This is a genomic window from Mumia spirodelae, assembly GCF_050632745.1.
In the GTDB taxonomy this organism is placed as follows: Bacteria; Actinomycetota; Actinomycetes; order Propionibacteriales; family Nocardioidaceae; genus Mumia.
The window spans coordinates 853,092-879,761 of record NZ_JBODSD010000002.1 but is presented as its reverse complement, the minus strand read 5'-3'; the positions used below and the strand labels follow the sequence as shown (position 1 = coordinate 879,761).

Here is a 26,670-nt window from a genome sequence, read left to right as displayed (position 1 = left end):
GCATCCGCTGCGCCATGATGGGGCAGTGACCCTGCTCTGTCTCGACGTGCGCAACAGCCAGACGGTCGTCGGCGTCTTCGACGGTGACGAGCTGACCGCGAGCTGGCGGGTGGCGTCGCTCGACACCCGCACCGCGGACGAGTGGCACCTGCTCATCGAGGGTCTGCTGGCACAGCACGCGGCCGGCCCGGTCGAGGCCGTCGCGCTCGCCTGCACGGTCCCCGCGATCCTGCACGAGATGCGGCTGCTGCTCGAGCACCACTACGCCCGCTGCGCCGTCTCGATCGTCGAGCCGGGGACCCGTACCGGTGTCTCGATCCTCATGGACAACCCGCGCGAGGTCGGGGCGGACCGGATCGTCAACGCGGCCGCCGCAGGGGTCCTCTACGCCGGCCGGCCGTGCATCGTCGTCGACCTCGGCACGGCGACCACCTTCGACGTCGTCGACGCGCAGGGCCGCTACGTCGGCGGCGCGATCTCCGCCGGCATCGGCATCTCGCTGGACGCCCTCGCGCGGCGCGGTGCGCAGCTGCGCTCGGTGGAGCTCGTCCGCCCCCGTGGCGTGGTCGCCAAGAACACGGTCGAGGCCATCCAGTCCGGGATGGTCTTCGGGTTCGCAGGCCTGGTCGACGGCATCGTCACCCGGATGGTCGCCGCGCTCGGCGCCGAGGACGTCGCGGTCGTCGCGACCGGGAGCAACGCCGACGTCGTCCTGGGCGAGTGCACGACGGTCACCGCGCACGTGCCCGACCTGACGCTGATCGGGCTGCGCATCGTGGCCGAACGCAACTCCTGACGCCTCGCGGGCCCCTACTACCCTGGTGGGCATGACCGACGCCGTCCTCCCGCAGCCCGCCGACGACCTCCCGGAGCAGATGCGCGTCCGGCTCGAGAAGCGTCAGCGCATGATCGACTCCGGCGTCGCCCCGTACCCCCTGACCGTCCCGTTCACCCACACGATCAGCGAGATCGTCGGGGCGTACGACGCCGAGGAGCTCGGCCCCGACGCGCACACCGGCGTGGAGGTCGCCACCGCGGGCCGTGTGATCTTCCTGCGCAACACGGGCAAGCTGTGCTTCGTCCGGCTCCGCGAGGGCAACGGCAGCGAGATCCAGGCGATGCTCTCGCTCGCCGACATCGGCGAGGAGTCCCTGGCGGAGTTCAAGGCGCTCGTCGACCTCGGCGACCACCTGGCCGTCGAGGGCGAGGTGATCACGAGCCGTCGTGGAGAGCTGTCGGTCCAGGTACGCCGCTGGCGGATCGCCGCGAAGACGGTCCGGCCGCTCCCCAACGAGCACAACCCGCTGTCGGACGACCTGCGCGCGACGATGCGCTACGTCGACCTCGTGGTCCGGGCGGAGGCGCGCGAGGTCGTGCGCGCCAAGGCCAAGATCCTCCAGTCCCTGCGACGCACCCTCGACGGCAAGGGCTTCGTCGAGGTCGACACCCCGGTGCTGCAGTTCACCAACGGCGGCGCCGCGGCGCGCCCGTTCAAGACGCACATGAACGCGTTCGACCAGGAGATGCTGCTGCGCATCGCGCTCGAGCTGCACCTCAAGCGCGCCCTCGTCGGGGGCGTCGACCGCGTGTACGAGATCGCGAAGACGTTCCGCAACGAGGGCGTCGACAACACGCACAACGTGGAGTTCGCGATGCTCGAGGCCTACCAGGCGTACGGCGACTACCACGCGATGGCCGACCTGCTGCGCGATCTCGTCCGCGATGCCGCGCGCGCGGTCGGACGCACCGTCGTGCCGGGGCGCGACGGGTCCCAGATCGACCTCGAGGCCGAGTGGCGCTGGGCGACCATCCACGAGCTCGTCGGCGAGGCCGTCGGCGCCGAGGTCGACACCGACACGGATGTGGACACGCTGACCAAGCTCGCCGCCCAGCACGACGTCGCCCTGCGCGACGGGTGGGGCGCCGGCGAGATCGTGCTCGAGCTCTTCGAGAAGCTGGTCGAGCACACGCTGGTCCAGCCGACCTTCGTCGCCGACTACCCCCAGTCGGTCCGCCCGCTCGCGAAGCCGCACCGCAGCAAGCCGGGGCTCGCCGAGGCCTTCGACCTCATCATCAACGGCGTCGAGCTCGCGCCGGCCTACTCCGAGCTCAACGACCCCGTCCTTCAGCGCGAGCTTCTCGTCGAGCAGGCCGAGCTCGCCGCCGCGGGCGACCCCGAGGCGATGGAGGTCGACGAGGACTTCCTGCGTGCCCTCGAGTTCGGGATGCCGCCGGCCGGAGGAATGGGCCTGGGGGTGGACCGGTTGGTCATGCTCCTGATGGGCGTCGGAATTCGTGAGGCAATTCTTTTCCCGTCCTCGCGCGAGGTGTGAATTTCCTTTTGCGTGGCGGAATTGTCCGCCGCGCAATTTCGGGCGTATATTCCGGCTCATGGCACAAAAGATTCAGGTGATCCTGGTCGACGACATCGACGGCGGCGACGCGGAGGAAACCATTTCCTTCGCCCTCGACGGCGTTTCGTACGAGATCGATCTTTCGGCGAAGAATGCGAAGAAGCTGAGGGACGCGCTGGCGCCGTACGTCGCGGAGGCGCGCAAGGCCCGAGGCAGCCGTCGCCGTCCCGGGGGAGGGGGCGGCGCCGGACGTCGGCGTGGAGGTGCGGCGTCGTCGGCGTCGGAGATCCGCGAGTGGGCCCGCGAGAACGGCTACGAGGTCTCGGAGCGTGGCCGCGTGTCGGAGGAGGTGCGCGCCGCCTACGAGGCTGCGCACTGACGTTCGCCTGCGCCGCGTTCTGCGGCGCAGGCGAACGGTGGGCCTGTCAGGCGCGGCTCGCCGCCACCCGGGTTGGGACGAGCAGGACGTCCGTCGTCTTTGTGATGCCCGGGATGTCCACGGGCGCGCCATGGAGGTCCTGAGGTCGGTAGCCGAGTGAGATCAGCTCGTCGAACACCGCGAGCTCCAGGTCCCACTGCGGATGGGTATCGCCCCAGCCGATCTCGCACAGGATCACGGGAAGCGTCTCCCAAGCACGCAGCGCCGGGAGAAGTCCGCGCAGGACGAGATACTCGGCACCCTCGACGTCGATCTTCACGAAGTCCGGCGCGTCCTCGATCCCGGTCCCGCTGAAGGCGCGGATCGCGATCGGGGTCTTGGTCATCTCCGGTTGGGTCTTGTCTGCGATCAGGGTGTTCCAGCCGAGGTTCCCGTCGGCGGCGACGAAGATCTCGGTGGTCTCGTCCTGTGCCCCGAGGCCGTACGCGTGCACGACCGCCGTGTACTCCTTGCCGGACAGGTTCTCCTCGCACAGGTCGGCGAGATTGCGCAGCGGCTCGAACAGGTGGACGGTGCCGCGGAACCCGACCGTGTCAGCCAGGACCTCGGTGAAGAACCCGATGTTGCCACCGATGTCGAACACGACTCCGTCGACCGGCACGTGAGGTCGCACCGCTTCCGCCAGCCGTTCGTAGGTCGGTCGCCGCCGTTCGAACCAGGCACGCGCCGTCGTTGCGTCGACAGTGGTGCCCGACGGACGAGTCGCCGGCGGGGACGGCTGGGCACGGGCGGGGCGGGTGGGCGCCTTGGGCGGCTTGGGCGCCGGGGCGCCACCGAGCCGTCTCAGCCGCTGCCAGGCCTTGTCGCCCACGATCGGTTTGACGAACCTTGCCGCGGTCCGCTTCATGGTCGAGCTCACGAGGACTCCGTCCCAAGAGGCTTATGGGTCGGATCACACTATCGATCGAGCGCGGGGCGGGGAAGGACCCTGCTCGGCGTCAGTCGAGAAGATCGACGACGTCGCGGGCGATGCGCTCACCGGCGCGGCCGTCCCACAGCGGGGGAACGGGCCACGTGGCGGGACGGCCTGCAGCGAGAGCCTTCGCGGCTGTCGCGGGCAGCGACTCCGCGGTCACGAGCTGGTTGGTCCCGTCGGTGATGGTGACCGGCCGCTCGGTGTTCGGGCGGAGGGTGAGGCACGGCACCCCGAGGACGGTGGTCTCCTCCTGGATGCCGCCGGAGTCGGTGACGACGAGGGCTGACTCAGCGACCAGGCCGAGGAACTCGGTGTACCCGACCGGATCGGTGGCGTGGATACCTGGATGGGCCAGGAGGCCTGACTGCTCCAGCCGAGCGGCACCGCGCGGGTGGACCGGGAGGACGATGTCGACTTCGTCGGCTACGGCCGAGAGTGCCTGGACGAGCGGCGCCAGGGCGGCCGGATCGTCGACGTTTCCCGGGCGATGGAGAGTCGCGACCGCGTAGTTGTCGGTGAGGCCGAGGTCGTCGCGGACGCGGGAGCCGTCGAACCGGTCCCGGTGCGCCAGGAGCGTGTCGATCATCGGGTTGCCCACGAGCCGGATCTTGTCGGCGTGGACGCCCTCGTTGCCGAGGTGTGCGACGGCGTCGGCACTCGTCGCGTAGAGCCGGTCGGCGAGCCGGTCCGTGACGACCCTGTTGATCTCCTCGGGCATCGTCCAGTCGAAGGACCGAAGACCTGCCTCGACATGAGCGATCGCGATGCCCAGCTTCGATGCCACCAGCGCGGCAGCGAGCGTGGAGTTGACGTCGCCGTAGACCATGACGAGGGCGGGACGATCCTCGAGGACCACTGTCTCGAGCGCGGTCATGATCGCCGCGGTCTGCGATGCGTGGGATCCCGACCCGACCCCGAGGTTGATGTCGGGGTGGGGGAGGCCGAGCTCGCGGAAGAAGACGGCGGACATGTTGTCGTCGTAGTGCTGGCCGGTGTGGACGAGCTTCTGCGCGACGCCACGGTCGGTGAGAGCGGCGACGACAGGAGCAGCCTTAGGGAAGTTCGGCCGCGCACCGGTGATGTGCATGACGAGGTCGGACATGGTTCCTTCTGGGCTGGACGTGCGGACAGGGTGGAGCCCTGTGTCAGACTTGGGCGCGATACAGGGAATGAGGTTTGAGTTGACCACTCTAGTCATCGTGGGCATGGGCTATGTCGGCCTGCCCCTTGCACAGCAGGCCGTGCGCAAGGGGTTGGACGTCATCGGCCTCGATACGTCGGACCGAGTCGTCGGTGGTCTGAGCGCCGGTGTCTCGCACGTCGACGACCTGAGCGATGCCGAGATCTCCGAGATGCTCGACGGCGGCTTCCGCGCGACGACGGACAGCTCCGTCGTGGCGACCGCCGACACGGTGGTCATCTGCGTCCCCACGCCTCTGGGACCGGCGGGTGGACCCGATCTCGGTGCCGTCCTCGCCGCAGGACGCTCGATCGCCCAGCACCTCACCCCCGGCACGCTCGTGGTCCTCGAGTCGACGACCTACCCGGGCACGACCGACGAGGTCCTACGTCCGGTCCTCGAGGAGGGGTCGGGTCTGACTGCCGGTGAGGACTTCGCTCTCGCCTTCTCGCCCGAGCGTGTCGACCCGGGCAACCAGACCTTCACCATCGCCAACACCCCGAAGGTCGTGGGCGGGCTCACAGAGCGGTGCGGCAAGCAGGCGGCGGAGTTCTACGGCCAGCTCGTCGAACGCGTGGTCCCCGCACGGGGAACCCGGGAGGCAGAGATGGCGAAGCTGCTGGAGAACACCTACCGCCACGTCAACATCGCGCTCGTCAACGAGATGGTGCGGTTCTCCCACGAGCTCGGGATCGACTTCTGGAACGTGATCGACCTGGCCGAGACCAAGCCGTTCGGGTTCCAGGCCTTCCGGCCCGGACCGGGCGTCGGGGGTCACTGCATCCCGATCGACCCGAACTACCTGTCGCACCGAGTCAAGGAGCAGCTCGGCTACCCGTTCCGGTTCGTCGAGCTCGCCCAGGAGATCAACGCGGGGATGCCGCGGTACGTCGTGCAGCGCATCCAGACCTTGCTCAACGAGGACGCGGTCGCTCTGCGAGGAGCTGAGGTGCTCCTCCTCGGCATCACCTACAAGCCGGACATCGCCGATCAGCGCGAGACTCCCGCGAAGCCGCTCGCGGAGCAGCTTCTCGCCCAGGGTGCGTCGGTGAGCTACCACGACCTCTACGTCGACGACTGGGAGGTGGAGGGGGCGCGTCCGGTCGGGAGTGGAGCCGTCCTGGAGGCTGCACGGGCCGCAGACGTGGTGGTGCTCGTGCAGAGGCACTCCGGCTTCGATCTCCCCGCACTGTCGGGAGCGGCTCGCCGGTTCCTCGACCTGCGTGGCGCGCTGGACGAGCCGGGCGTCGAGCGGCTCTGACAGCCGCGCGCGCCCGCTGGTGACGGTGGGCTTCGCTGCTGCCAGTGCTGGGGCGGCTCGCCGGGGTCGGTATCCTCGACACTCGTCCGGCCCGGCGCCGGTCGCCCCACTGAAATCCGATGGAAGGTCTTGTCCGAGTGGCCGAATCACCGCGACCACGGTTCTCGATCGTCTCTGCCGCCTTCAACGTGGCACGTTACCTCCCCGAGTTCATCGACTCCGTCGAGGTGCAGATGGAGGAGAACCCCGGCCTGCTCGAGGTCGTCATGGTCGACGACGGGTCGACCGACGAGACCCTCGCGGAGCTGCGGGCCTGGGCGGATCGACGTGCGGGAACGGTGCGGGTCCTGACCCAGCCGAACGCCGGTCAGGGCGCTGCGCGCAACGCGGGCCTCGAGGTCGCGGTCGGCGAGTGGGTCACGTTCCCCGACCCTGACGACATCCTCGAGCCCGGATACCTCAGCAGCGTCGTCGAGTTCCTCGACGGGCGCGACGACATCGACATGGTGGCGACGAACCGCCTTCTGCTGAACGACTCCACGAAGGCGCTCACGGACAAGCATCCGCTGCGCCGCCATTTCGCGGCGGGCGATCGCGCGCGCCCGCTGACGACGTTCCCGGACCACTTCCACGGGAGTGCGCCGGCGGCCTTCTACCGCGTCGACCGGATCCGAAAGCACGAGCTCCGGTTCGACCACCGCATCCGACCCAATTTCGAAGACGGCCACTTCAGCAGCCGCTACCTGCTGCTGGCGCCGGATCCGAAGGTGGCGTTCGTGGCAACGGCCCGCTACCAGTACCGCAAGCGCAGCGACCAGAGCTCGACCTTGCAGGGGTCGTACCGGCATCCTGGACGGTTCACGGCGGTTCTCCGCCATGGCTATCTCGACGTGCTCGAGACAGCCGAGCGTGAGCTCGGACACGTACCAGAGTGGCTGCAGAACTTCGTCCTGTACGAGCTCAGCTACTACTTCGCTGCCGAGGACTCGGGCTCGAAGGTGGTCGCCCCGGCACCCGAGGCCGACGAGTTCCACGCCTTGATGCGACAGATCGTCCGCCACCTCGATCCCGAGGTGGTGGCTTCGTTCTCGGTCGTTCCGCTGAAGGGTGCTGCGCGAGACGTTCTCCTGCACGCCTACCGAGACGAGCCCTGGGTCTCGTCGTACGCCCTCGCCGAGCGTCTGGACTCCCGACAGGGTCTTGTCCGGATCGTCTACCGGTTCACCGGCGACGCCCCCGAGGACCAGATCTTCTCGGGCGGCGACGTCATCCCTCCGGCCTACACGAAGGTGCGCGCCCTCTACTTCCACGGTCGCCCGCTGCTGCGCGAGCGCATCCACTGGGTGCCGGCATCGCGTGCCCTGCGCCTGGTTGTCGACGGACGCGTCCGCGAGCTGAGATTCGCGCAGCCTCCGGTCCCCGCAAGGACTCTCTCGCCCGCACGTCTTCGCCAGGCGCTGCAACCCCGACGAAAGGCCGCGGCCGCAGGCACCATCGGGTGGCGCGACCGTCTCCTCCTCCGCGTGGCCAGAAGCCGCCCGGTCAGTCGCCGGTTGCGGCGTTCGTGGGTGCTGATGGACCGTATCCACAACGCCGACGACAGCGCCGAGCACCTCTTCCAGTACTTGCGGGAGAACCGCCAGGACATCGACGCGCACTTCGTCGTCCAGCGAGGAACGCCGGACTGGAAGCGACTTCGGAAGGCGTACGGGCGCAGGGTCGTGGCGCACGGGTCCCTCCCGTGGAAGATCTTGATGCTCAACTGCCAGCACCTGGTTTCTTCGCACGCCGACATCGCCGTGTGCCGGCCCCCCGCGATCACCTCGCTCGCGTCGCCTGCCTATCGCTTCACCTTCCTGCAGCACGGAGTGATCAAGGACGACCTCTCCAGCTGGCTCAATCATCGACCGCTCGACGTCTTCGTCACGAGCACTCAGCAGGAGCACGCCTCGATCGTCGCTGATGACACGCCGTACATCTACACCGACCGTGAGACGAAGCTGACGGGTCTCCCGCGCTTCGACCTGCTGTTCGAGCAGGGGCAACGCTTCGGTCCGGATCGGCGCGACCTGGTGCTGGTCTGCCCGACGTGGCGCGTGTGGTTGGTGCCTCCGCTGAAGCGCGGGTCCCAGCGGCGCGAGCTCGTCGAGGGAATCGAGGAGACCGACTACGTCCGTGAATGGCTCGACGTGCTGCGCTCCAAGGAGCTCGCCGACGCCGCGGCACGGCACGGCCTCAAGGTGGCGTTCCTGCCCCACCCCAACATGGATGTGCTCGCGGGCAAGCTCGACCTTCCCTCGCACGTCGAGGTCATGAGCTTCGAAGGCCGCGACGTGCGTGAGCTGTTCGCGCGATCGGCCGTCCTGATCACGGACTACTCGTCGGTCGCCTTCAATGCCGCCTACCTCGACCGGCCAGTCGTGTACTTCCAGTTCGATCGCGAGCGCATGACGCAAGGCGGTCACGTCGGTCGCGCCGGCTACTTCGACTACGGCCGCGACGGGTTCGGCCCGGTCACCGAGACCGCCGATGACGCGGTGGCCGCCGCTGTCGGCATCGTCGACCGCGGACCTACGCCGGACCCTGTCTATCTCGATCGCATCGCGGCGACGTTCCCCCTGCGCGACGGACGGTGCCGTGAGCGCGTGGTCGACGCGATCGAGAACTCGACACGGAAGTACCGTACGTCCGCCGCAGACGAGTAAGGGCGGGCTGACCTCGCTACTGGCGGCCCGGCCCGTCGAGCCCGCGATCTGCGAGCATGCGGCGCACCTCGGCGACGGCGGCAGACGAGTCGCCGAGCGGTGAGCGGTACGCCGTCGGCATCGTCGACAGGATGCTGCCCTCCTCGACGATCGCCCACACGTCGCTGCCGCTCCCTGCGTAGTCGGACCACTTCGACGGCAGGAAGGGATTCACGTCGTAGTGATCGCGCGTCCTGGCGTCGTTCACGAGAAGAACGTCCATGCGCGTGGTCAGCTCGAGGAACGCGAAGTATGAGACGTAAGGGTTGGCGACCACGACGTCCGTCAGACCGTGAACGGCAAGCTCCTTCGCCAGCGTCTCCGGATCGCCCGTGAAGACGTGGAGCCGAACCCTGGCGCGTTGACCGGGCTCGAGCGCCTTCAGTGCCTCCACGACCTCGGTGAGGCCGCGAGTGGCATAGAAGGCGCCGAAGTACGCGATGTTGAGCACGTCCGGCTCGAGCTCGTACTCGCCTTCGACCCGGTGGTAGAAGGTCTCTGGCAAGGTCGGGTGGTGGGAGACCACCGACCGGTCCATCACGCGCTCGACGAGCTGCTGCTCGGGTAGGTAGTCGAGCATGAAGGTGCGTTGGTGCTCATTCGTGAAGACGATCTCGTCAGCCAGCGCGTACGCGAGGAGCTCCACGAGATGCGGAATGTTGCGATCGGCGGGGGCTTCGATCCCGGCGGCTGCCAGCCCGTCGGCCAGCTCGCGCCACAGCCCATCCTCCTTCGCCCGCCCGACACGGCGCTGCCCGTAGGCGTTGAAGAGCTGCGGGTCCGAGAACTCCGCGATCCAGCGGAGGTCGGGGCGACGGAGCTTCAGGACGGCTGCGACGAGATTCGAGCCGGGCCACATCGTCCGGCTGTAGACACTGCCGTAGGGGCCCTTCTCGTTCTCCCACTCGGCAACCTTGGCCAGTGCTCGGCGGGTGAACGCCTTCAGCGGCCCCCACTCGAAGGCCGCCGTTCGGGCGCTGACCTCAAACGTCCGGTCCAGCTGCTCGCGTGCGATCACGCCCGCGGCCCAGTCGGTGGGCTTGTCCGCGCCCATCGTGTTGGACACGACGTCCACGACGACTCCGCGGTCGCGGATGCGGCGCGCGGCGACGAGCGCGCTGGTGTCGGCGTAGGGCAGGAACGAGTAGAGGATGCCGAGGTCGCGAGCGAGACCCTCGTTGAGGCGACGCCAGGGGATCGCATCCTCCAGGCCACGGGCGTGAACGTCCGCGACGACCCGCGGGTGGTCGGCCGGGTCGAGACGCAGGTGGGCGTTCACGAGTGAGATCTGACCGGCGGTGAACGACGCGCGGAGCTTGCGGCTGCGCGGATCCACGGCCTGGCGCGACCAGAGCCGTTCGATGACATCGAGGCGCTGGGTGACCGAGAAGTCGTAGGAGGCTGCCTGTCGCGAGACGGAGTTCGCGACGATGTGGCGCAGATAGACCCCGTCGGCGTCGAGGGCGACCGGCTTGATGCGGAACGGAGCTGCCTCGAAGACGTCGAACCAGTAGAGGACGTCCTCCCCGCTGCGGAGCGAGGTGTCGAAGCGACCGGCCCGGGCCACCGCCGTCGGGATGATCTTGCCCGCCACGAATCCCAACGAGGAGGGGATCGTCGTGGGATCGGTGACCTCAGCGGCGTGAGAGACCAAGCGGTTCGACAGGTAGTTGTCGAACGAGGGCGCTGCCCTTTCGGCGGTGACGTCCGCAACCGACGCGACGGGGACGACACCGGGCTCGGTGTGGTCGAGCAGCACCTTCAGATAGCCCGGTGTGACCTCGTCATCAGCGTCCACGAACGTCACGAAGCGGCCGGCCGCGGCGTCCAGACCCAGGTTGCGCGCGTGTCCGGCGCCCGCCACCGGGGACGACACGATGCGCACACGCAGCGCCGGGCTGGCGGTGCGGATGTCGTCGATGACGCGTCGAGACTCGTCCTCTGGTCCGTTGAGGACCACGACTACCTCGAAGGTGCGCGGATCGAGAGTCTGCCGGGCGAGGGATCCGAGACTGGTCGGAAGCACCTTGGCCCCGAGATAGCTCGGGACGATGACGGAGACCGTCGGCTGGTGACTGACGTCGTGCTGAGGCAAGAATTCCCCCGGGCTTTCGAGGCAGGGCCGGTAAGGCCCGCGTCGGAGCCCGTGCAATGCTATCCGAGGCCTGGTTGAGGCCAGCACATCGGCGACGAGGAGGACCCGTGGAGGGGAGAAGCGGCATCCACGTCCGGGGACGGTTGGTCCTGGTCTCGGATGAGCCGGGCACGACCATTCGCGATCTTCGCGACAGCTGCGAGGACGTCGTCGTCGCCGATGGCGAGATCCCGGGAAGCGTCGGAGTCGAGGCGCAGATCCTGCTGTCGGGGAATCTGGCCTCCGACCTCGTCGGGCACGCGGTCGCCCGCGCCGTCGACGACCCGGAGGTCCGGCTCTTCGTCGATGCGTCCCGTCTCGACAGGAACCTGCGTTCGTTCGCCCCCCTCGGTGTCGATGACGTCGGATGGCTGGGCGACGTGCCGGTCGTGGCCCTGTCGGTCCGATCGGATCGCTCGGCGAGCGAGGTCGATGATCTGTGGGCGACGCTGCTGGTGAGTGATCCTCGCCGTGCGACAGGCCGTGAGCCCGATGCCGTGGCGAAGCTGCGCGCGGTCGTCGCAGATCTGAGCAACTCTCTCGAAGAGAAGAACGAACGCCTCGCGGCCCAGCGTGAGCGCGTCCAGCGGATCCGCGAACGCCTCAAGCGGGAGAAGGTGGCTCGTGCCAGGGCGGAGCGTCGGCGTGAGGGGGTCGAGCGCTCCCGTGGCGTCCGCCTCTCGCGCGCGCTCGGGACTGTCTCCAGGCGTGTGGGAGGTCGTCGGGGCGTCGCCGTGGCCGGCGCGCTGGCCTTCGTCCTCGCTGCGATCGTGGTGGGTTGGCTTGCTGCCGTCGGTGGTGTCGGCGCCGGTGTCCTGGCCTCGCTGGCGTTCGTCGGAGCCGTCGTCGCGCTCGGTCTCGTCCTGTGGGCCGTCCGGCGGACAGGGGTCGCCGCCGGAGGCCACCGCCGTTCGGTTCAGAAGGCGCTCGAGAACCTCGTCGAACGGCACCGGGAGCTCGCCGACGAGCTGGAGGTCGAGCGCGCTCGGCACGCGGAGGAGTGGCAGGAGATTCGTGTTGCGGTGCGACGGCTGGAGGCGGGGCAGACCCGCACCGCGACGGCTGTCCGAGCGCTCGACACCGGACTGAGCAAGGACGTCAGCAGAAGGACGGTCGAGAACTCGGCGCAGCTCGCCCAGATCCAGTCGACGATCCATCTCTTCTCGCTGCTCCCCGCGGAGGGGAGGATCCCGCCCATGGGCGGTTGGGCTGCCTCGCCGGATCTCGTCGAGGTGGTGGTCGACGAGCTGGTCTCGCGGCGACCCTCGCTGGTGGTGGAGTGCGGCAGCGGTGTCTCGACGCTCTGGTTCGGTCTCGCGATCCGTCACTTCGGGCTGGACTGCAAGGTGGTCGCGCTCGAGCACCACGAGGGCTTCGCGGAGCAGACTCGTGCGGTCCTCGCCCGGCATGGCCTCGGAGACGTCGCGGAGGTACGCCTCGCACCGTTGACGGAGGTCGAGGTCGGCGGCTACCGCGGCCGGTGGTACGACCCTGACGCGCTCACGACGCTGACAGATGTCGGGTTGCTCCTGGTCGACGGGCCGCCAGCCGCTACTGGCGTTCACGCCCGGTTCCCGGCCGTGCCGATGCTTCGCGAGAAGTTCGCCGATCGCGTCTCCGTCGTGCTCGACGACATGATCCGCAACGACGAGCAAGAAGTCGCTCGGATGTGGGAGGACCTTCTGCCGGGCTTTTCGCGCGAGGACCTGCGGTTGCAGAAGCGCGCGACCATCTTCCGGCGCGGCTGAACGCGGTGTCAGACCGGACACGGCGTTGTGGCACAGTTGGCCGTCGTGTCCCAAGCCTTGCGCGTCCCCTCCCTCCCGACCGCTTCTGAGGTGACACGAGACCCTTACCTCGACAACGTCAAGGGCGCGTTGATCGTCCTCGTTGTCGTCGGTCACGGGCTGGGTCAGGTTCTCGGGGCCCCTGGCGCGTGGGACGTCTACTTCGCGATCTACCTGTTCCACATGCCCGCCTTCGTCCTGGTGTGCGGCATGCTTGCGGGCCGTACCCTCGATGGACGACGGGCCAGCGGCCTCTTCCGCAGCATCGTCATCCCCTACGTCGTGTTCCAGCTCCTGTACCTGGTGTCGTTCCGCGCACTCGGTGACGACAGCGTCGACTACTCGGCCAACCAGCTTCTGACCCCGCTCTATCAGCTGTGGTTCCTCCTGTCGTTGCTGGCGTGGCGCCTCTTGGCTCCGGTGTTCGCCCAGCTCCGCCCTTCGGTCGCGATCGGGATCTCGCTGGTGATCTCCGTCGTGGGCGGCGCCGCGTCGGACCTGGGGCTCCTGCTGTCGCTCAACCGGACGTTCGGGATGCTGCCGTTCTTCGTCATCGGTCTGTGCCTGGGGCGAGGCGCACCGAACCGGATCCCACCGCGAGCCGGTAGGGTCGCCGGCGCCTCAGTGCTCGTCCTTCTGCTCGTACCGCTCGCGTTGTTCGCGCGAGAGCAGGGGATGATCGGGTGGCTGGCCTACATCGCGCCGTACTCCGCCTTCGACATCGCGATCGGAGAGGCCACGCTGACTCGTCTCATCGTCATCGGGGTCGGGCTGGGCCTCGCCGCAGCATTTGTCGCGGTCCTTCCCCGCCGTGCGACGCCCGTCCTCACCGCGGTCGGTGCTGCGTCGATGTACCCGTTCCTCGTGCACGGACTCGTCCTGAGGATCTTCTCTGCTACCCCGCTCAACGAGCGCGTCGACAACCTGCTGGGCCTGCTCCTCGTCGTCGCTGGATGCGTTCTGCTCACGGTCGTCCTCGCCTCCCGGCCGCTGCGTGCGTGCCTTCGCCCGTTTGTCGAGCCTCGCTGTGACTGGCTGTTCCGGGGGCGCGATGCAAGCGCCGAGCACGTGCAGGCGGTCCGCACGCGCTAGACCCGGCGATCTCGGCACGGCTCCTGCGCCGGCGCCGCTCAGGTGTCGGTGGCGTCGTCGCCGAAGACCGCGTCGAGCACGCGCTCGGAGGCGTGGCCGTCGTCGAGCGGTGCGAACCGCGCGCGGAACTCCTCGCGGGCGGCCGCGTAGCCGTCGTCACCCGCGAGCGCCCGCACGAGCGCGTCGGCGACCGCGTCGGTCGTACGGACGAGTGGACCCGGTGCCTGCTCCTCGAACGGGAAGTAGAACCCGCGCAGCTCGTCGCGGTAGTGGTCGAGGTCGTAGGTGAAGAACACCATCGGCCGGTCCAGCGTCGCGAAGTCGAACATCACCGACGAGTAGTCCGTCACCAGCACGTCGGCCGCGAGCAGGAGCTCCTGCGTGTCCGGGTAGCGCGAGACGTCCCGCGCGAAGTCCCGGAGCTCCTCCGGGACCGGCGGCCGGCCCCTGACGACGGAGTGCATGCGCAGCAGGACGACGACGGAGTCGCCGAGCCGGTCGTGGAGCAGCGCGAGGTCGAGCTCGGCCTGCGGCGCGAACCGTCCGCCGCTCGTCCGGTCGTCGCGGAACGTCGGCGCGTACAGCACGACCCGGGTGCCGGCGGGGACGCCGAGGCGCCGACGGACCAGGGCGGCGTGCTCGTCGACGTCGGGGCGGTGGAGCACGTCGTTGCGCGGGTACCCGGTCTCGAGCACCCGACCGGCGTAGCGGAACGCGCTGCGGAAGGCGCCCGTCGCGTACGGGCTGGGGGACACGAGGTCGTCCCAGTAGCCCGTCATCTTCGCGACGCGCTCGAGGTAGCCCTCGGACCTGCCGTGGACGTGCTCGAGGTCGTGCTGCATCTTCTTCAGCGGCGTCCCGTGCCACGTCTGCACGTAGCGGGTTCCCCGCGCCGGCCGCAGGTAGTGCGGGAAGTTCTGGTTGTTGATCCAGTGGCTGGCGCGACCGAGCAACCAGAAGTAGCGCGGCGTCAGGCGACGGACCTTGCGCGTGGTCGGGTCGGGCAGGCGGACCGTCGAGTCGTCGACCCAGACCAGCGTCTTGTCCGTGCCACGCTCGAGGAGCTTCTCGTACAGGTAGCGGGGACTGTCGCCGTACTGCTTCCCGTTCGCGCTCTCGAAGACGACGAGGTCGCGCCGCGGGAGGAGCTTCGCCGCCCGGTAGAGCGCGCGCATCGTCGGGAGGTACGGCCGGCTGTGCCGGAACCGGTTGAACAGGGCTCGGGACGGCGCTGCGCTGCGCAGCCGCAGCAACGGCGTCAGGGGTGACCAGGCCCGGCGCACCTCCTCGTAGATCCGGGCGTTGTTGTCGCGGTCGCGGTGCTCGAGGAAGGCGTCGGCGCGCTCGCGGTTGCGCGCGGAGATCCTCATCCGGTCGCCGATCACCGCGTCGAGACGGTCGAGGACCTCGTCCTGCGTCGTCGCGACATCGCCGGGCAGGTGCGCGTCGAGGTCCAGGTGCGACCCGCGTGCCCCGAGGAAGCGCGCGCGGTCGAACTGGAAGTAGATGACCGGTCGGTGCAGGAAGCTGAAGTCGAACCCGACGCTCGAGTAGTCGGTGATCATGACCGCGCTGCGCTTCATGAGCTCCTGCACGGGAGCGTCGCCCTGCTGGAGGACGAGGACCCCCGGCGCGTGGAAGCGCTCGGCGTAGTCGCGCATGTTCGGGTGGAGGATGAAGCGGACGGTCAGGTCGTGGCGGCGGACCGTCTCCTGGAACCGCGGGGAGTTCAGGAGGCCGTCCCACTGCTCGAAGAACGCGCTCTCCGCGAAGTCGCGAGGCCGCAGCCAGTCCCGCCACGTCGGGATGATCAGGAGCGACCGCTCCACGGGGACGTCGTCGGCGAGCAGCGTGTCGAAGCGCGAGAGGCCGGTGACGCGGACCTGGCTGGGGAAGAACTCGAAGTCGTCGACCACCATCTCGCGCTCGCGCTCGGAGCTGACGAGGAAGAGGTCGGTCCGGAAGTCCGACGAGGCGCGGCGGCCGTAGTTGCCCGTCATGTTCTTGGTGCCCATCACGCCGTGCTGCAGGAACACCCGCACGCCCCGGCACCACCGGACGAAGCGCGGGTTGCGCGAGGCGAGGAGGTACTCGGCGTGGTGCGAACCGACGAGGCGGGAGGCCAGCAACGAGTAGAGGATGTGGCGGCGCGACCGGTGGAGGACGACGTTCCCGAACGGCTCGACGTTGGCCCGCTCGGGAGAGTCGCGCTCGATGACGTAGTACGCGCGGCGTCGTGGGTGGTTCAGGCGGACCCAGCGGAAGAAGTGGAAGCCGGTGTCCTGGGCCTTGTACGGGAGCTCGCCGACGAGCCAGATGCGCGCGAAGGGTCGGGCCACCTCGAACGCCCACGCGAACCGCAGCACGCGGCGCAGGTAGGCGAGGTCGGCGGCGGCGTACGTCTCGATGCGCAGGCAGAGGCGCTGTGCCTTGAAGGTGAAGTACGGCGTGACGAGGTGTCCGACCGGACCGTCGGACACCTCGGTCGCCCGCAGTCGTCGCCGGATCCGGTACGGCGGGATCCTGACGCCGCGCTCGACCGGCTCGTCGAAGCCGTCGAGGGTGAGCACGAGGGTGAGGTCGACGATGTCGCTGTCGTGCTCGCCGCTGCGCGGGAGCGAGAGGACGGGGAGGTCGGCGGCGACCCGGTAGCGCAGAAGACCGTGGACGCGTCGCGTCTCGTCGGCGAGCAGGCGCAGCGCGACGGGGACCTCGGTGCTCGCCCCGCTCTCGCGCGAGGTCACGGTGAGGACGGCGGAGGCGGCGGCGACGTTGTGGGTGACGACGTCGGTGGCGAAGCGGATGCGTCCGTCCCGCAGGGTGATGTCGCGCGTCCACAGCGCGACCTCGCGGGAGCGCTCGGCCTGCACCCGGATGCTGACGTTGCCCTTGTGCGTGATGTGGACCGTGGCCGTGCGCCCGTCCACCTGGACGGGCGTGACGGCGTGCGTCCGCTCGGTCGAGGCGAAGCTTCCGGCGCGTCGTGGTGCGTCCTCGCCCTCGAGCACCATCCAGAGGTCGATCCACTCGCACGACGGGTCGGCCCGTACGACGGCCGGCACGTCGAGGGCGAGGTGAGCAGTGCCGCCGGTGCGACGGTCCGGGGCGAGAGCGGTCTCCTGCGGGGTGTCGCGGTAGCGCAGGAGCAACGTCTGGACCCTCTTCCCCTCCCCGGGGGTGAGGTCCAGGCACAGCCGGTCGCCGTCCAGCCGGAGTTCGACCGAGCTCCTCGGGGAGGGCGGGCTCACGACGCGATGCTGTCCGGCCAGACGGCGTCGACGACCCGGGAGGTCGCGCCGCCGTCGTCCATCGGGACGAAGCGCTCCTGCCACGCGGTGTACGCGGCGCGGTAGTCCTCGCGCAGCGCGGGCAGGTCGGCGAGGGCGTCGGCGACGTCCTCGCTCGAGCGCAGGACCGGCCCTGGGGCGACCTCCTCGAGCGGAAAGTAGAAGCCACGGAGGTCGCCGCCGTAGTCGTCGAGGTCGGGGGTGAAGAAGACGATCGGCCGTCCGGTCACCGCGAAGTCGAACATCAACGACGAGTAGTCGGTCACGAGGGCGTCGGCGACGAGGAACAGCTCGGAGACGTCGGGGTAGAGCGTCACGTCGAGCACGTGCGGACCCTCGATGCGTCGGTCCTTGCGGATGTTCTCCGCGTGCCCCCGGACGAGGAGGGTCATCGCCCCCATCCGTGCGACGAGCGTCTCCGGGTCGGGAGGGCGCGGCGTACGACGCTCGTCGTCCTCGCGCCAGGTCGGGGCGTAGAGGACGACCGGGGCGTCGTCGGCGAGGCCGAGCCGGCGACGGACGCGGCGCGCGCGGTCCACTGCGTCGGCCGCGGTCAGGATGTCGTTGCGCGGGTAGCCGACCTCGAGGATCGGCCCGTCGTACCCGTACGCGCTGCGCAGGGCCCCGGTCATGAACGCGCTCTGGCTGACCAGGACGTCCCACCGCGCAGCCTCTTCGCGGACCAGCCGCCGGTAGTCCGGGTCCAGGCCACGCGGGCGACGGTCCAGCGCCAGCCTCTTCAGCGGCGTCCCGTGCCAGGTCTGGACGTAGGTCTGGAAGGCGCGGTGCTCGAAGCGCCGGAGCCAGTCGTTGGTCACCACGTACCGGGCCGACCCGCGGGCGTCACGCCAGGCGCGCGTCCCGATCACGACCTTCTCGTCGCCGGGCGGCACGGGGACGGAGCTCTCGAACACTCCCCAGACGCGTCGGAGGTCCGGGCGCCGCCGGGCCAGCTCGTTGCGGATCGCCAGCGGGTTGCACGCGGCTCGCTTGCCCAGGAAGCTTTCGAAGAACACCGCGTCCTCGGGTGCGTACGTCCGCGTCCGGTACGCCTCGTCCTCGCGGCGCTGGCCGAGCTCGCTCCACTCCTCGGGCGCACGGGGCGGTGCCAGCCGGACCTCGAGCCGACCTCGCGCACCGCGCTCGGGACGGACCGCGAGCTCGGGCCCGAACGTCCACCGGCCGCAGGAGCGGTCGACCGCCTCCTGGGCGAGCCGCACGTGGAGGACCTCCCCGTCCGGGGTGGTCGCCTCGCTGCGGTACGTGCCGATCGGCAGCGGGAGAGGGTCGCTCGACCAGAGGTCCGACGCTGCGCACAGCGGGACCCGCACCTCGAAGCGTCCCCCGACCACCTGGACCTGGACGGCGCTGTCCGTCCGCGGTCCGACGAGGTCGAGGCTGAACCCGTGCAGGTGCGAGGGCGCCCGTCCGCGCAGGTGCAGGCCGGGCTGTGCTTCGAGGTCGACGGCGACGTCGTCGACGACGACCTCGTCGTCCGGATGGGTGAGCCGCAGCTTGCCGGACGGTGTCACGACGACGGTGACCGCCGATGACGGCGGCGGACCGTCCTGCTCGGACCAGTGCACCGGTCGACGGGTCCCGCCGGCCAGACTGACGTGAGGTTCCCAGTCGCCGCTGCGCGCGGTCGGCAGGGGGAACCGGAGGCGCGCCCTCCAGGCGCCCTCGTCCTTCTCGGCGTCGAGCACCTCGCCGCCGAGCACGGCGCCACCCGCCCCGACCAGGTGCGCCTCGACCGGACGGCGTCCGGTCACGGTGGCCTCGAGCGTCCACCGGTCCCCGTCGACGGACGCGGACCGGGCGGTGACCTGGCGCCGGACGACGCGGAGGACGAGGCCGCGCTCCGGCAACCACGTCGGGACGACCTGGGCGCCCCCGGGGAGGAGACGCCGGGCGATCCAGCCGGCCGTGCCGCGCCGGAAGAGCCCGGTCAACGGACCGGACCACTGGCGCTCGCCGACCTGGAGCTCGACGCGGACGTCCCAGTCGCTCCCGGGCGCCCCGTCCGGCACGGGCAGGTCGGCCTCGAACGCGCCGGCCGCGTAGTCGTGGTCCGGGTCGGCGGCGACGTGGTTGACCTCCGGGTCGCGTCGGCCGGCGGTCGGTGCCTCGACCGTGGCACCGGTCGCCGCGTCGACGAGGAGGAGACGCACCGCGGTCGGGACGGTCGCGGTGTCGACGCCCTCGACGTACGCCCAGCCACCGACCGTGAGGCCACCTGCGGGCGACCAGCGCGCGGACCGCAGCGCGGCGGCCCACGCCGACGGAGGTGGCGGCGGAGCAGACGGCCTGCGCGCTCGCAGTCCCCGGGAGAGCGCACGCGAGCGCTCGAGCACCCATCTCACCCGTACGACCTCCCCCCGCGGAAGCCTCTCGTCGGTAGCCAGCGAGTCTATCCTGAGTCTCGTTCGGTCTCGGGTTGTCGACGTGGCGGGTGGTTGACGGTGGTCGGGGCGGGTTGGTCGGGGTGGGTACGGCGTCGGTTGCCGTGGGCTGGTCCGCGGGTTTCGGTGGTGGTGCCGGTGTTCGATCCGGGTCCGAACGTGGTGCCGTTGTTGGCGTCGTTGGATGCGCAGTCGTTGGGGCGGCGTGGTGTGGAGCTGGTGTTCGTCGACGACGGGTCGCGTGATCCGCAGACGTTGGTGTGGTTGCGGGCGCGGGCGGCGGAGCGTTCGAACATGGTGGTGGTGTCGATCCCGAACTCGGGGTGGCCGGGGCGTCCGCGCAACGTGGGGTTGGAGCGGGCGCGGGGGGAGTATGTGTTCTTCTCCGATCAGGACGACGAGCTGTTTCCTGAGGCGTTGGAGCGGATGGTGGCGATGGCGGATCGTCATGGTTCGGACGTGGTGGCGGGGAAGGTGGTTCGGGTCGGTGGGGGGACGCCGTACTGGAACTTGGCGGGGCGTGATGTCGGGTGTGCGGATCTGGTGGCTGACGGGGTGATGCAGTCGCGGACGGTGCACAAGCTGTTTCGGCGGTCGTTCTTGCTGGAGCGGGGGATCCGGTTTCCTGAGGGTCGGGTGCGGTTGGAGGACCACCACTTCATGGGGCAGGTGTTCGGGTCGTCGCCGGTGGTGTCGGTGCTGGCGTCGTACCCCTGCTACCGCTGGATCGACCGTCGCGACGGGTCCAACACCTCGGCCGCCGCCGTCACCCACGCGGCGTACTGGGACTACTTCTCGCGGGCCGTCGACGCGGTCGACCGGCCCGGCGCGGATCCCGCCGTGGTCACGGGCCTGCGGACGGTCGGTGCGGCGCAGGCGATGGGGCGCGCCGCGGTCTCCGGGTTCGACCGGCTCCCCGCGTCGACCGCCGAGGAGGTCTTCGCGGCGGTGTCCGGCTTCGTGCGTCGCTCCGTCCCCGAGTCGGTCGACCCCCACCTGCCGGTCTGGCGTCGCTCGGAGGTCCGCGCCCTGCGTCGCGGTGACGCTGACGCCCTCGTCGCCGTGCGGCGCGCGGCACGCGCGAGCACCGTCGAGACCGAGCTGCTCGACGCCGGCTGGGAGAAGGACGCGCTGCGTCTGCGCATCCTCGTCCGGCTTCGGACCCACGACCTCGGGACCGTCCGCACGGTCGCGGGCGACGGTCCGGACGGCGTCGGCGGCATCGTCGTGCCGTCCGTCTCCGACGCCGTCCTGCCGGTCGGGGCTCCGGACGCCGGGCACGCCGAGGTGACGATCCGCGAGCAGACGTCCGGGATCGAGTGGCCGGTCGAGACCGTGGCGTGCACCGTGGTCTCACCACCGGACGGCGACACGCTGCAGGTGGCCACGGTCGAGGCGCGCCTCCCCGTCGCGCGCGGCGTGCTCGGGCAGGAGATCCACGCCGGGCGGTGGGTCGTGCAGGTCCGCTCGCGCCTGCTCGGTCGCGGCGCCCTGCGGCAGGTCACGATCCCGCCGGGACATCCGGCGCTCGAGGGACGGGCGCGCGTCCGTTCCGACGGCGTCCTCCGCCGAGCACGGGTGCGCCGGGCCCGGGGAGGCGCGCTCGTCCTCGCCCTGCGTGACGGTGACGCCGGTCGTCCTCGTGGTGACCACAGCCGCCGGGTTGTCGACGTGGCGGGTGGTTGACGGTGGTCGGGGCGGGTTGGTCGGGGTGGGTACGGCGTCGGTTGCCGTGGGCTGGTCCGCGGGTTTCGGTGGTGGTGCCGGTGTTCGATCCGGGTCCGAACGTGGTGCCGTTGTTGGCGTCGTTGGATGCGCAGTCGTTGGGGCGGCGTGGTGTGGAGCTGGTGTTCGTCGACGACGGGTCGCGTGATCCGCAGACGTTGGTGTGGTTGCGGGCGCGGGCGGCGGAGCGTTCGAACATGGTGGTGGTGTCGATCCCGAACTCGGGGTGGCCGGGGCGTCCGCGCAACGTGGGGTTGGAGCGGGCGCGGGGGGAGTATGTGTTCTTCTCCGATCAGGACGACGAGCTGTTTCCTGAGGCGTTGGAGCGGATGGTGGCGATGGCGGATCGTCATGGTTCGGACGTGGTGGCGGGGAAGGTGGTTCGGGTCGGTGGGGGGACGCCGTACTGGAACTTGGCGGGGCGTGATGTCGGGTGTGCGGATCTGGTGGCTGACGGGGTGATGCAGTCGCGGACGGTGCACAAGCTGTTTCGGCGGTCGTTCTTGCTGGAGCGGGGGATCCGGTTTCCTGAGGGTCGGGTGCGGTTGGAGGACCACCACTTCATGGGGCAGGTGTTCGGGTCGTCGCCGGTGGTGTCGGTGCTGGCGTCGTACCCCTGCTACCGCTGGGTCCGGCGCCAGGACGGCACGAACAGCTCGAGCAAGAAGGTCGATCCCGTGGCGTACTGGGACTACTACACCGGCGCTCTCGACGTCGCCGACCGCCGCGGCATCGACCCGGCGGTCAGGCGGGAGCTGCGGGTCGAGGGAGCCCGGCAGTGCTTCAGCCGTGTCTTCATCAACAACTTCGACCGGCGTCCGCCCGCGACACGGCACGAGTACTTCGCCGCCACGGCGGCGTTCGTCACCCGGACCTTCGGCGAGGAGGTCGACGACGAGCTGCCGCTGCTGAAGCGGCTGCGGTTCCAGGCGCTGCGCGCGGGTGACGAGCCGGTGTTCCTCGCCGTGAGCCGGGCACTGCGCAGCCTCGAGCGGAGCGTCGACGTGACGGAGGTGGGCTGGGTCGGTGACACCCTCCGGCTCCGGGTCACGGTGCGGGTGGCGAGCCGTGACGGGCTGGTCGCGCGGACCTCGACACCGGACGCGCTCGCGGTGACGGTCGGTGAGTCGGTGCTCAGCACCTCGATGACGGCCCACGACCGTGCGGTCGGCTCCTTCTCGGTCCGCAGCGTCCAGTCGGGGGTCGAGTGGCCGGTCGTCTCGCGGGCGTCGGCCGTCGAGCCCGGCCCGGACGACCCCTGGCTGCAGGCGGTCGATCTCGAGGCAGAGGTACGCCCGTTCGCCGGATACTTCGGGCCCGTGCTCGAGCCCGGAACCTGGCGTCTGCAGATCCGGACGTGGTTCCTCGGCGAGCGCGCGGTCAACGCCGTGCCGCTCGACCCGGAGCGGCGTGCGCCGGTGCTCGAGCAGGTGGTCAGGAAGAAGGGTCCCGACGAGGTCCTGCGCGCCCGGCTCGCCGTCTCGCCGGCGGGGTCGGCGATGCTCCGCGTCCGGCGGAAGGTGCTGACGCCCTAGCGGTCAGCCGCCGGTCGGCAGCCCGCGCAGCCGGTCCCACAGGTCGTCGAGGTCGGCCCCGACGTCCTCGCGTCGCTTGGCGAGCTCGTGCCAGACGTCGAGCTCCACCAGGCGGGAGGCGTCGACCGCCGACGAGCGGTCGAGGTAGTCCTGCGGGACCACTTGCGGGTCCGCGGCCAGGCAGAAGGCGAGCTCCGCCTCGTACACGGCGTCCATCACCGCCGAGGCCGGGTCGAGACCTGCCACCACGACCGTCCCGGTCGGCTCGGTGTTGACCAGCAGCGTCACGAGATCCGGCCGGTTCCGGCGCAGCACCTCGGCGACCTTGTAGACGTCGCCGGCCCACTGCGACGTGCGGCGTTCGCGCGACGCCTCGAGCGCGTTGCGCGGGAGCATGTCGTCGAGCACCGCGATCCCCGTGGGTGCCATCAGGCGCTCGGTGTTGAGGAAGTCGCGCAGGGCGTACTCCGACAGGTGCATGCCGTCGATGAAGGCGAGGTCGACCGGGCGGCCGCCCAGGTGGGCGAGTGGGGCCTCGCGGGCGAAGAAGTCGTCGCTGGTCGAGCGCACGAGCTGGACGTCGCACTCGAGCTCGTGGTCCACCCGGAAGGCGGGGTCCACACCGATCGACGGAACCCGCGACAGCGCCAGGCTCGCGCCGGTGTTGACGCCGATCTCGAGGTACGTGCGCGGCGTCAGCCTCGCGTGGAGCTCGGCGAGCAGCTGGTGGCGTGACATCGTCGGGGCGGGATGCGGGACGAACGGGTCGGACGGCAGCCAGCGGGAGCGCGGCTTCGGCGTCGAGGGACGCGCCTGCGGGGGGCGCCTCTTCTTCGGCGGTCTCGGGGCGGGTTCGGGGGCCAGGGCCGTGGCCAGCCGGCGGCGTGCCTTCCGCTCCGAGCGCGCCAGCGCTCGGGTGCGCTCCTCGCCGATGACCTTGTCGAGCCCGTTGCGGACGTTGCGCCGGATCCCCATCTGTCTCTCCTCGTCTGACGAGAGGTGCCGCGAGTGCCGGACACGCTATCAGTCCCGGTCGTGTTCGCTCAGGGTGAACACGGCCCGGCGTGGTGTTCGCCCTGCGTGAACACGGGAAGCCCAAACCGCCCGGATCCCTTGTAATCAGGCGTAACCGCAGGTGTCGGGCGGTCCCCCGGCGTTGGTGGTCACGTCTAGCATGGAGTGGACAGAGACCCGACTTGTTCACTGGTCTCGGATCAAGGGGAGTTGCATGTTCGAGAGGTTCACCGACCGCGCCCGTCGTGTTGTCGTGCTCGCCCAGGAAGAGGCGCGCATGCTCAGCCACAACTACATCGGCACCGAGCACATCCTTCTTGGTCTCATCCACGAGGGTGAGGGAGTCGCTGCCAAGGCGCTCGAGAACCTCGGCATCTCGCTCGAGGCGGTCCGCGAGCAGGTCGAGGAGATCATCGGCCAGGGGCAGCAGGCACCGAGCGGCCACATCCCGTTCACCCCGCGCGCCAAGAAGGTCCTCGAGCTCAGCCTCCGCGAGGCGCTGCAGCTCGGCCACAGCTACATCGGCACGGAGCACATCCTGCTCGGCCTGATCCGCGAGGGCGAAGGCGTCGCCGCGCAGGTCCTGGTCAAGCTCGGCGCCGATCTCAACCGCGTCCGTCAGCAGGTCATCCAGCTGCTGAGCGGCTACCAGGGCAAGGAGACCGCGGCGGCCGGAGCGCCGGCGGGGGAGTCCGCCCCGAGCAGCTCGCTGGTCCTCGACCAGTTCGGTCGCAACCTCACGCAGGCTGCCCGCGAGGGCAAGCTCGACCCGGTCATCGGGCGTGAGAAGGAGATCGAGCGCGTGATGCAGGTGCTCTCGCGCCGCACCAAGAACAACCCGGTCCTCATCGGCGAGCCCGGCGTCGGCAAGACGACGGTCGTCGAGGGCCTGGCCCAGGACATCGTCCGGGGCGACGTCCCGGAGACGCTGCGCGACAAGCAGATCTACACGCTGGACCTCGGCGCGCTCGTCGCCGGGTCCCGCTACCGCGGCGACTTCGAGGAGCGCCTCAAGAAGGTGCTCAAGGAGATCCGCACCCGCGGCGACATCGTGCTGTTCATCGACGAGATCCACACGCTCGTCGGTGCCGGCGCGGCCGAGGGCGCGATCGACGCCGCGAGCATCCTCAAGCCGATGCTGGCCCGTGGCGAGCTGCAGACGATCGGTGCGACCACGCTCGACGAGTACCGCAAGCACTTCGAGAAGGACGCGGCGCTCGAGCGGCGCTTCCAGCCGATCCAGGTCGCCGAGCCGTCGATCGCGCACACGATCGAGATGCTCAAGGGCCTGCGCGACCGCTACGAGGCGCACCACCGGGTGACGATCACCGACGAGGCCCTGGTCTCGGCGGCGACGCTCGCCGACCGCTACATCTCCGACCGGTTCCTCCCGGACAAGGCCATCGACCTCGTCGACGAGGCGGGATCGCGGCTGCGGATCCGTCGCATGACGGCGCCGCCGGACCTGCGCGACTTCGACGAGAAGATCGTCGACGTCCGCCGCCGCAAGGAGAACGCGATCGACGTCCAGGACTTCGAGTCCGCGGCGTCCCTGCGCAACGAGGAGCGCGAGCTCCTGACCGCCAAGACCGACCGCGAGAAGCAGTGGCGCGCGGGTGACATGGACGAGGTCGCCGAGGTCGACGAGGAGCTCATCGCCGAGGTCCTCGCGCTGGCGACGGGCATCCCGATCGTCAAGCTGTCCGAGGACGAGTCGGCGCGTCTGCTCAACATGGAGCAGGAGCTGCACAAGCGCGTCATCGGCCAGGACGAGGCGATCAAGGCGCTCTCGCGGGCCATCCGCCGCACGCGTGCGGGCCTGAAGGATCCGCGCCGTCCCGGTGGGTCGTTCATCTTCGCCGGCCCGTCGGGCGTCGGCAAGACGTGGCTGTCCAAGGCGCTCGCCAACTTCCTCTTCGGCGACGACGACGCGCTCATCCAGCTCGACATGAGCGAGTTCTCGGAGAAGCACACCGTCTCGCGGCTGTTCGGTTCGCCTCCGGGCTACGTCGGCTACGAAGAGGGTGGCCAGCTCACCGAGAAGGTCCGGCGCAAGCCGTTCTCGGTGGTCCTCTTCGACGAGGTCGAGAAGGCGCACCCGGACATCTTCAACTCGCTGTTGCAGATCCTCGAGGAAGGTCGCCTGACCGACTCGCAGGGCCGGGTGGTCGACTTCAAGAACACGGTCATCATCATGACGACCAACCTGGGCACGCGTGACATCGCGAAGGGCGTCAACCTCGGCTTCAGCCAGGCCAGCGACGTCCAGGGCTCGTACGACAAGATGAAGGCCAAGGTGTCGGAGGAGCTCAAGCAGCACTTCCGCCCCGAGTTCCTCAACCGTGTCGACGAGATCGTGGTGTTCCCGCCGCTCACGCAGGACGAGATCATCGACATGGTCGACATGATGCTCGACTCGGTCGAGAAGCGGCTCAAGGACAAGGACATGGCGCTGGAGCTCACGCCCGCCGCCAAGAACCTTCTCGCGAGCCGCGGGTTCGACCCGGTCCTCGGTGCCCGGCCGCTGCGCCGCACGGTGCAGCGCGAGATCGAGGACACGCTGGCCGAGAAGCTGCTCTTCGGCGAGGTCCGCCCCGGCCAGATCGTCCTGGTCGACGTCGAGGGCGAGGGTCCGTCCGCGACCTTCACCTTCAAGGGCGAGCCGAAGGCCGAGCTCCCGGACTCGCCGCTCGAGGCGGCTGCCGGCTCCGGCAACGGAGGCACCAACGGCGGGACGACCGCCGCGAGCTGATCCGGTCTCGCACCACCACGAAGGGCCCGCGACCTGCGTCGCGGGCCC

17 protein-coding genes are annotated in these 26,670 nt (G+C 69.9%); 10 read left to right on the top strand and 7 right to left on the bottom strand.

Translation table 11 applies throughout. The annotated features are described in order from the left end of the window. Positions 1 to 25 precede the first annotated feature (25 nt). Genes ACQSSQ_RS13650 through ACQSSQ_RS13640 form a run of 3 tightly spaced genes read left to right on the top strand, consistent with a single transcriptional unit; the run spans position 26 to position 2,733 of the window. Positions 26 to 796: a type III pantothenate kinase gene (locus ACQSSQ_RS13650; protein ID WP_431327618.1), complete on the top strand. Its 771-nt coding sequence runs from the start codon at positions 26 to 28 to the stop codon at positions 794 to 796. Between the two features lie 31 nt (positions 797 to 827). Beyond that, positions 828 to 2,333, top strand: coding sequence for a lysine--tRNA ligase (gene lysS / locus ACQSSQ_RS13645; protein WP_431327617.1), 1,506 nt, complete (start codon positions 828 to 830; stop codon positions 2,331 to 2,333). A 58-nt stretch (positions 2,334 to 2,391) separates the two neighbouring features. Next, positions 2,392 to 2,733 (top strand): histone-like nucleoid-structuring protein Lsr2, encoded by a 342-nt coding sequence (locus ACQSSQ_RS13640; protein ID WP_431327616.1) that lies wholly within the window; start codon positions 2,392 to 2,394, stop codon positions 2,731 to 2,733. A gap of 46 nt (positions 2,734 to 2,779) precedes the next feature. Here ACQSSQ_RS13640 and ACQSSQ_RS13635 read toward each other — a convergent pair whose 3' ends face one another. Then, entirely contained in the window at positions 2,780 to 3,394 is a 615-nt protein-coding gene (locus ACQSSQ_RS13635) for an FkbM family methyltransferase (protein ID WP_431327615.1), read from the bottom strand. Positions 3,395 to 3,731: 337 nt separating this feature from the next. Then, entirely contained in the window at positions 3,732 to 4,811 is a 1,080-nt protein-coding gene (gene wecB / locus ACQSSQ_RS13630; RefSeq protein WP_431327614.1) for a non-hydrolyzing UDP-N-acetylglucosamine 2-epimerase, read from the bottom strand. A 79-nt stretch (positions 4,812 to 4,890) separates the two neighbouring features. On the opposite strand from wecB, the gene ACQSSQ_RS13625 reads away from it, so the two are divergent. Then, positions 4,891 to 6,150: a nucleotide sugar dehydrogenase gene (locus tag ACQSSQ_RS13625; RefSeq protein WP_431327613.1), complete on the top strand. Its 1,260-nt coding sequence runs from the start codon at positions 4,891 to 4,893 to the stop codon at positions 6,148 to 6,150. A gap of 119 nt (positions 6,151 to 6,269) precedes the next feature. Then, positions 6,270 to 8,855, top strand: coding sequence for a bifunctional glycosyltransferase/CDP-glycerol:glycerophosphate glycerophosphotransferase (locus ACQSSQ_RS13620; protein ID WP_431327612.1), 2,586 nt, complete (start codon positions 6,270 to 6,272; stop codon positions 8,853 to 8,855). 16 nt (positions 8,856 to 8,871) lie between these two features. On the opposite strand, the gene ACQSSQ_RS13615 is transcribed toward ACQSSQ_RS13620, so the two are convergent. Next, positions 8,872 to 10,989: a glycosyltransferase gene (locus ACQSSQ_RS13615; RefSeq protein WP_431327611.1), complete on the bottom strand. Its 2,118-nt coding sequence runs from the start codon at positions 10,987 to 10,989 to the stop codon at positions 8,872 to 8,874. A gap of 59 nt (positions 10,990 to 11,048) precedes the next feature. Then, the gene (locus tag ACQSSQ_RS13610; protein ID WP_431327610.1) at positions 11,049 to 12,020 is read right to left on the bottom strand and encodes a hypothetical protein; all 972 of its coding nucleotides are present in this window, start codon (positions 12,018 to 12,020) and stop codon (positions 11,049 to 11,051) included. A gap of 30 nt (positions 12,021 to 12,050) precedes the next feature. Between ACQSSQ_RS13610 and ACQSSQ_RS13605 the strand changes: the two genes are divergently transcribed. Then, on the top strand, positions 12,051 to 12,776 hold the full coding sequence (locus ACQSSQ_RS13605) for a class I SAM-dependent methyltransferase (RefSeq protein ID WP_431327609.1): 726 nt from the start codon (positions 12,051 to 12,053) through the stop codon (positions 12,774 to 12,776). 90 nt (positions 12,777 to 12,866) lie between these two features. Beyond that, positions 12,867 to 13,907 (top strand): acyltransferase family protein, encoded by a 1,041-nt coding sequence (locus tag ACQSSQ_RS13600; protein WP_431327608.1) that lies wholly within the window; start codon positions 12,867 to 12,869, stop codon positions 13,905 to 13,907. 38 nt (positions 13,908 to 13,945) lie between these two features. On the opposite strand, the gene ACQSSQ_RS13595 is transcribed toward ACQSSQ_RS13600, so the two are convergent. Further along, the gene (locus ACQSSQ_RS13595; protein ID WP_431327607.1) at positions 13,946 to 17,155 is read right to left on the bottom strand and encodes a CDP-glycerol glycerophosphotransferase family protein; all 3,210 of its coding nucleotides are present in this window, start codon (positions 17,153 to 17,155) and stop codon (positions 13,946 to 13,948) included. After that, positions 17,152 to 19,557, bottom strand: coding sequence for a CDP-glycerol glycerophosphotransferase family protein (locus ACQSSQ_RS13590; RefSeq protein ID WP_431327606.1), 2,406 nt, complete (start codon positions 19,555 to 19,557; stop codon positions 17,152 to 17,154). Before ACQSSQ_RS13590 ends, ACQSSQ_RS13595 begins: the two co-directional genes overlap by 4 nt. 99 nt (positions 19,558 to 19,656) lie before the next feature. On the opposite strand from ACQSSQ_RS13590, the gene ACQSSQ_RS13585 reads away from it, so the two are divergent. Then, complete coding sequence (locus ACQSSQ_RS13585) at positions 19,657 to 21,282, top strand: glycosyltransferase family 2 protein (protein WP_431328004.1); 1,626 nt, start codon at positions 19,657 to 19,659, stop codon at positions 21,280 to 21,282. A 2-nt stretch (positions 21,283 to 21,284) separates the two neighbouring features. After that, positions 21,285 to 22,856, top strand: coding sequence for a glycosyltransferase family 2 protein (locus tag ACQSSQ_RS13580; protein ID WP_431328003.1), 1,572 nt, complete (start codon positions 21,285 to 21,287; stop codon positions 22,854 to 22,856). A gap of 3 nt (positions 22,857 to 22,859) precedes the next feature. Here the strand turns inward: ACQSSQ_RS13580 and ACQSSQ_RS13575 are convergent, their stop codons facing one another. Then, a complete protein-coding gene (locus ACQSSQ_RS13575) occupies positions 22,860 to 23,831 on the bottom strand; it encodes a class I SAM-dependent methyltransferase (protein WP_431327605.1) in 972 nt (323 codons plus the stop codon). A 253-nt stretch (positions 23,832 to 24,084) separates the two neighbouring features. On the opposite strand from ACQSSQ_RS13575, the gene ACQSSQ_RS13570 reads away from it, so the two are divergent. Then, positions 24,085 to 26,622, top strand: coding sequence for an ATP-dependent Clp protease ATP-binding subunit (locus ACQSSQ_RS13570; RefSeq protein WP_431327604.1), 2,538 nt, complete (start codon positions 24,085 to 24,087; stop codon positions 26,620 to 26,622). Positions 26,623 to 26,670: the final 48 nt, after the last annotated feature.

Coding starts and splice junctions, on each gene's coding strand:
- lysS (WP_431327617.1), top strand. CDS start 828: ATGACCGACGCCGTCCTCCCGCAGCCCGCCGACGACCTCCCGGAGCAG.
- wecB (WP_431327614.1), bottom strand. CDS start 4,811: ATGTCCGACCTCGTCATGCACATCACCGGTGCGCGGCCGAACTTCCCT.
- ACQSSQ_RS13570 (WP_431327604.1), top strand. CDS start 24,085: ATGTTCGAGAGGTTCACCGACCGCGCCCGTCGTGTTGTCGTGCTCGCC.
- ACQSSQ_RS13620 (WP_431327612.1), top strand. CDS start 6,270: ATGGAAGGTCTTGTCCGAGTGGCCGAATCACCGCGACCACGGTTCTCG.
- ACQSSQ_RS13575 (WP_431327605.1), bottom strand. CDS start 23,831: ATGGGGATCCGGCGCAACGTCCGCAACGGGCTCGACAAGGTCATCGGC.
- ACQSSQ_RS13640 (WP_431327616.1), top strand. CDS start 2,392: ATGGCACAAAAGATTCAGGTGATCCTGGTCGACGACATCGACGGCGGC.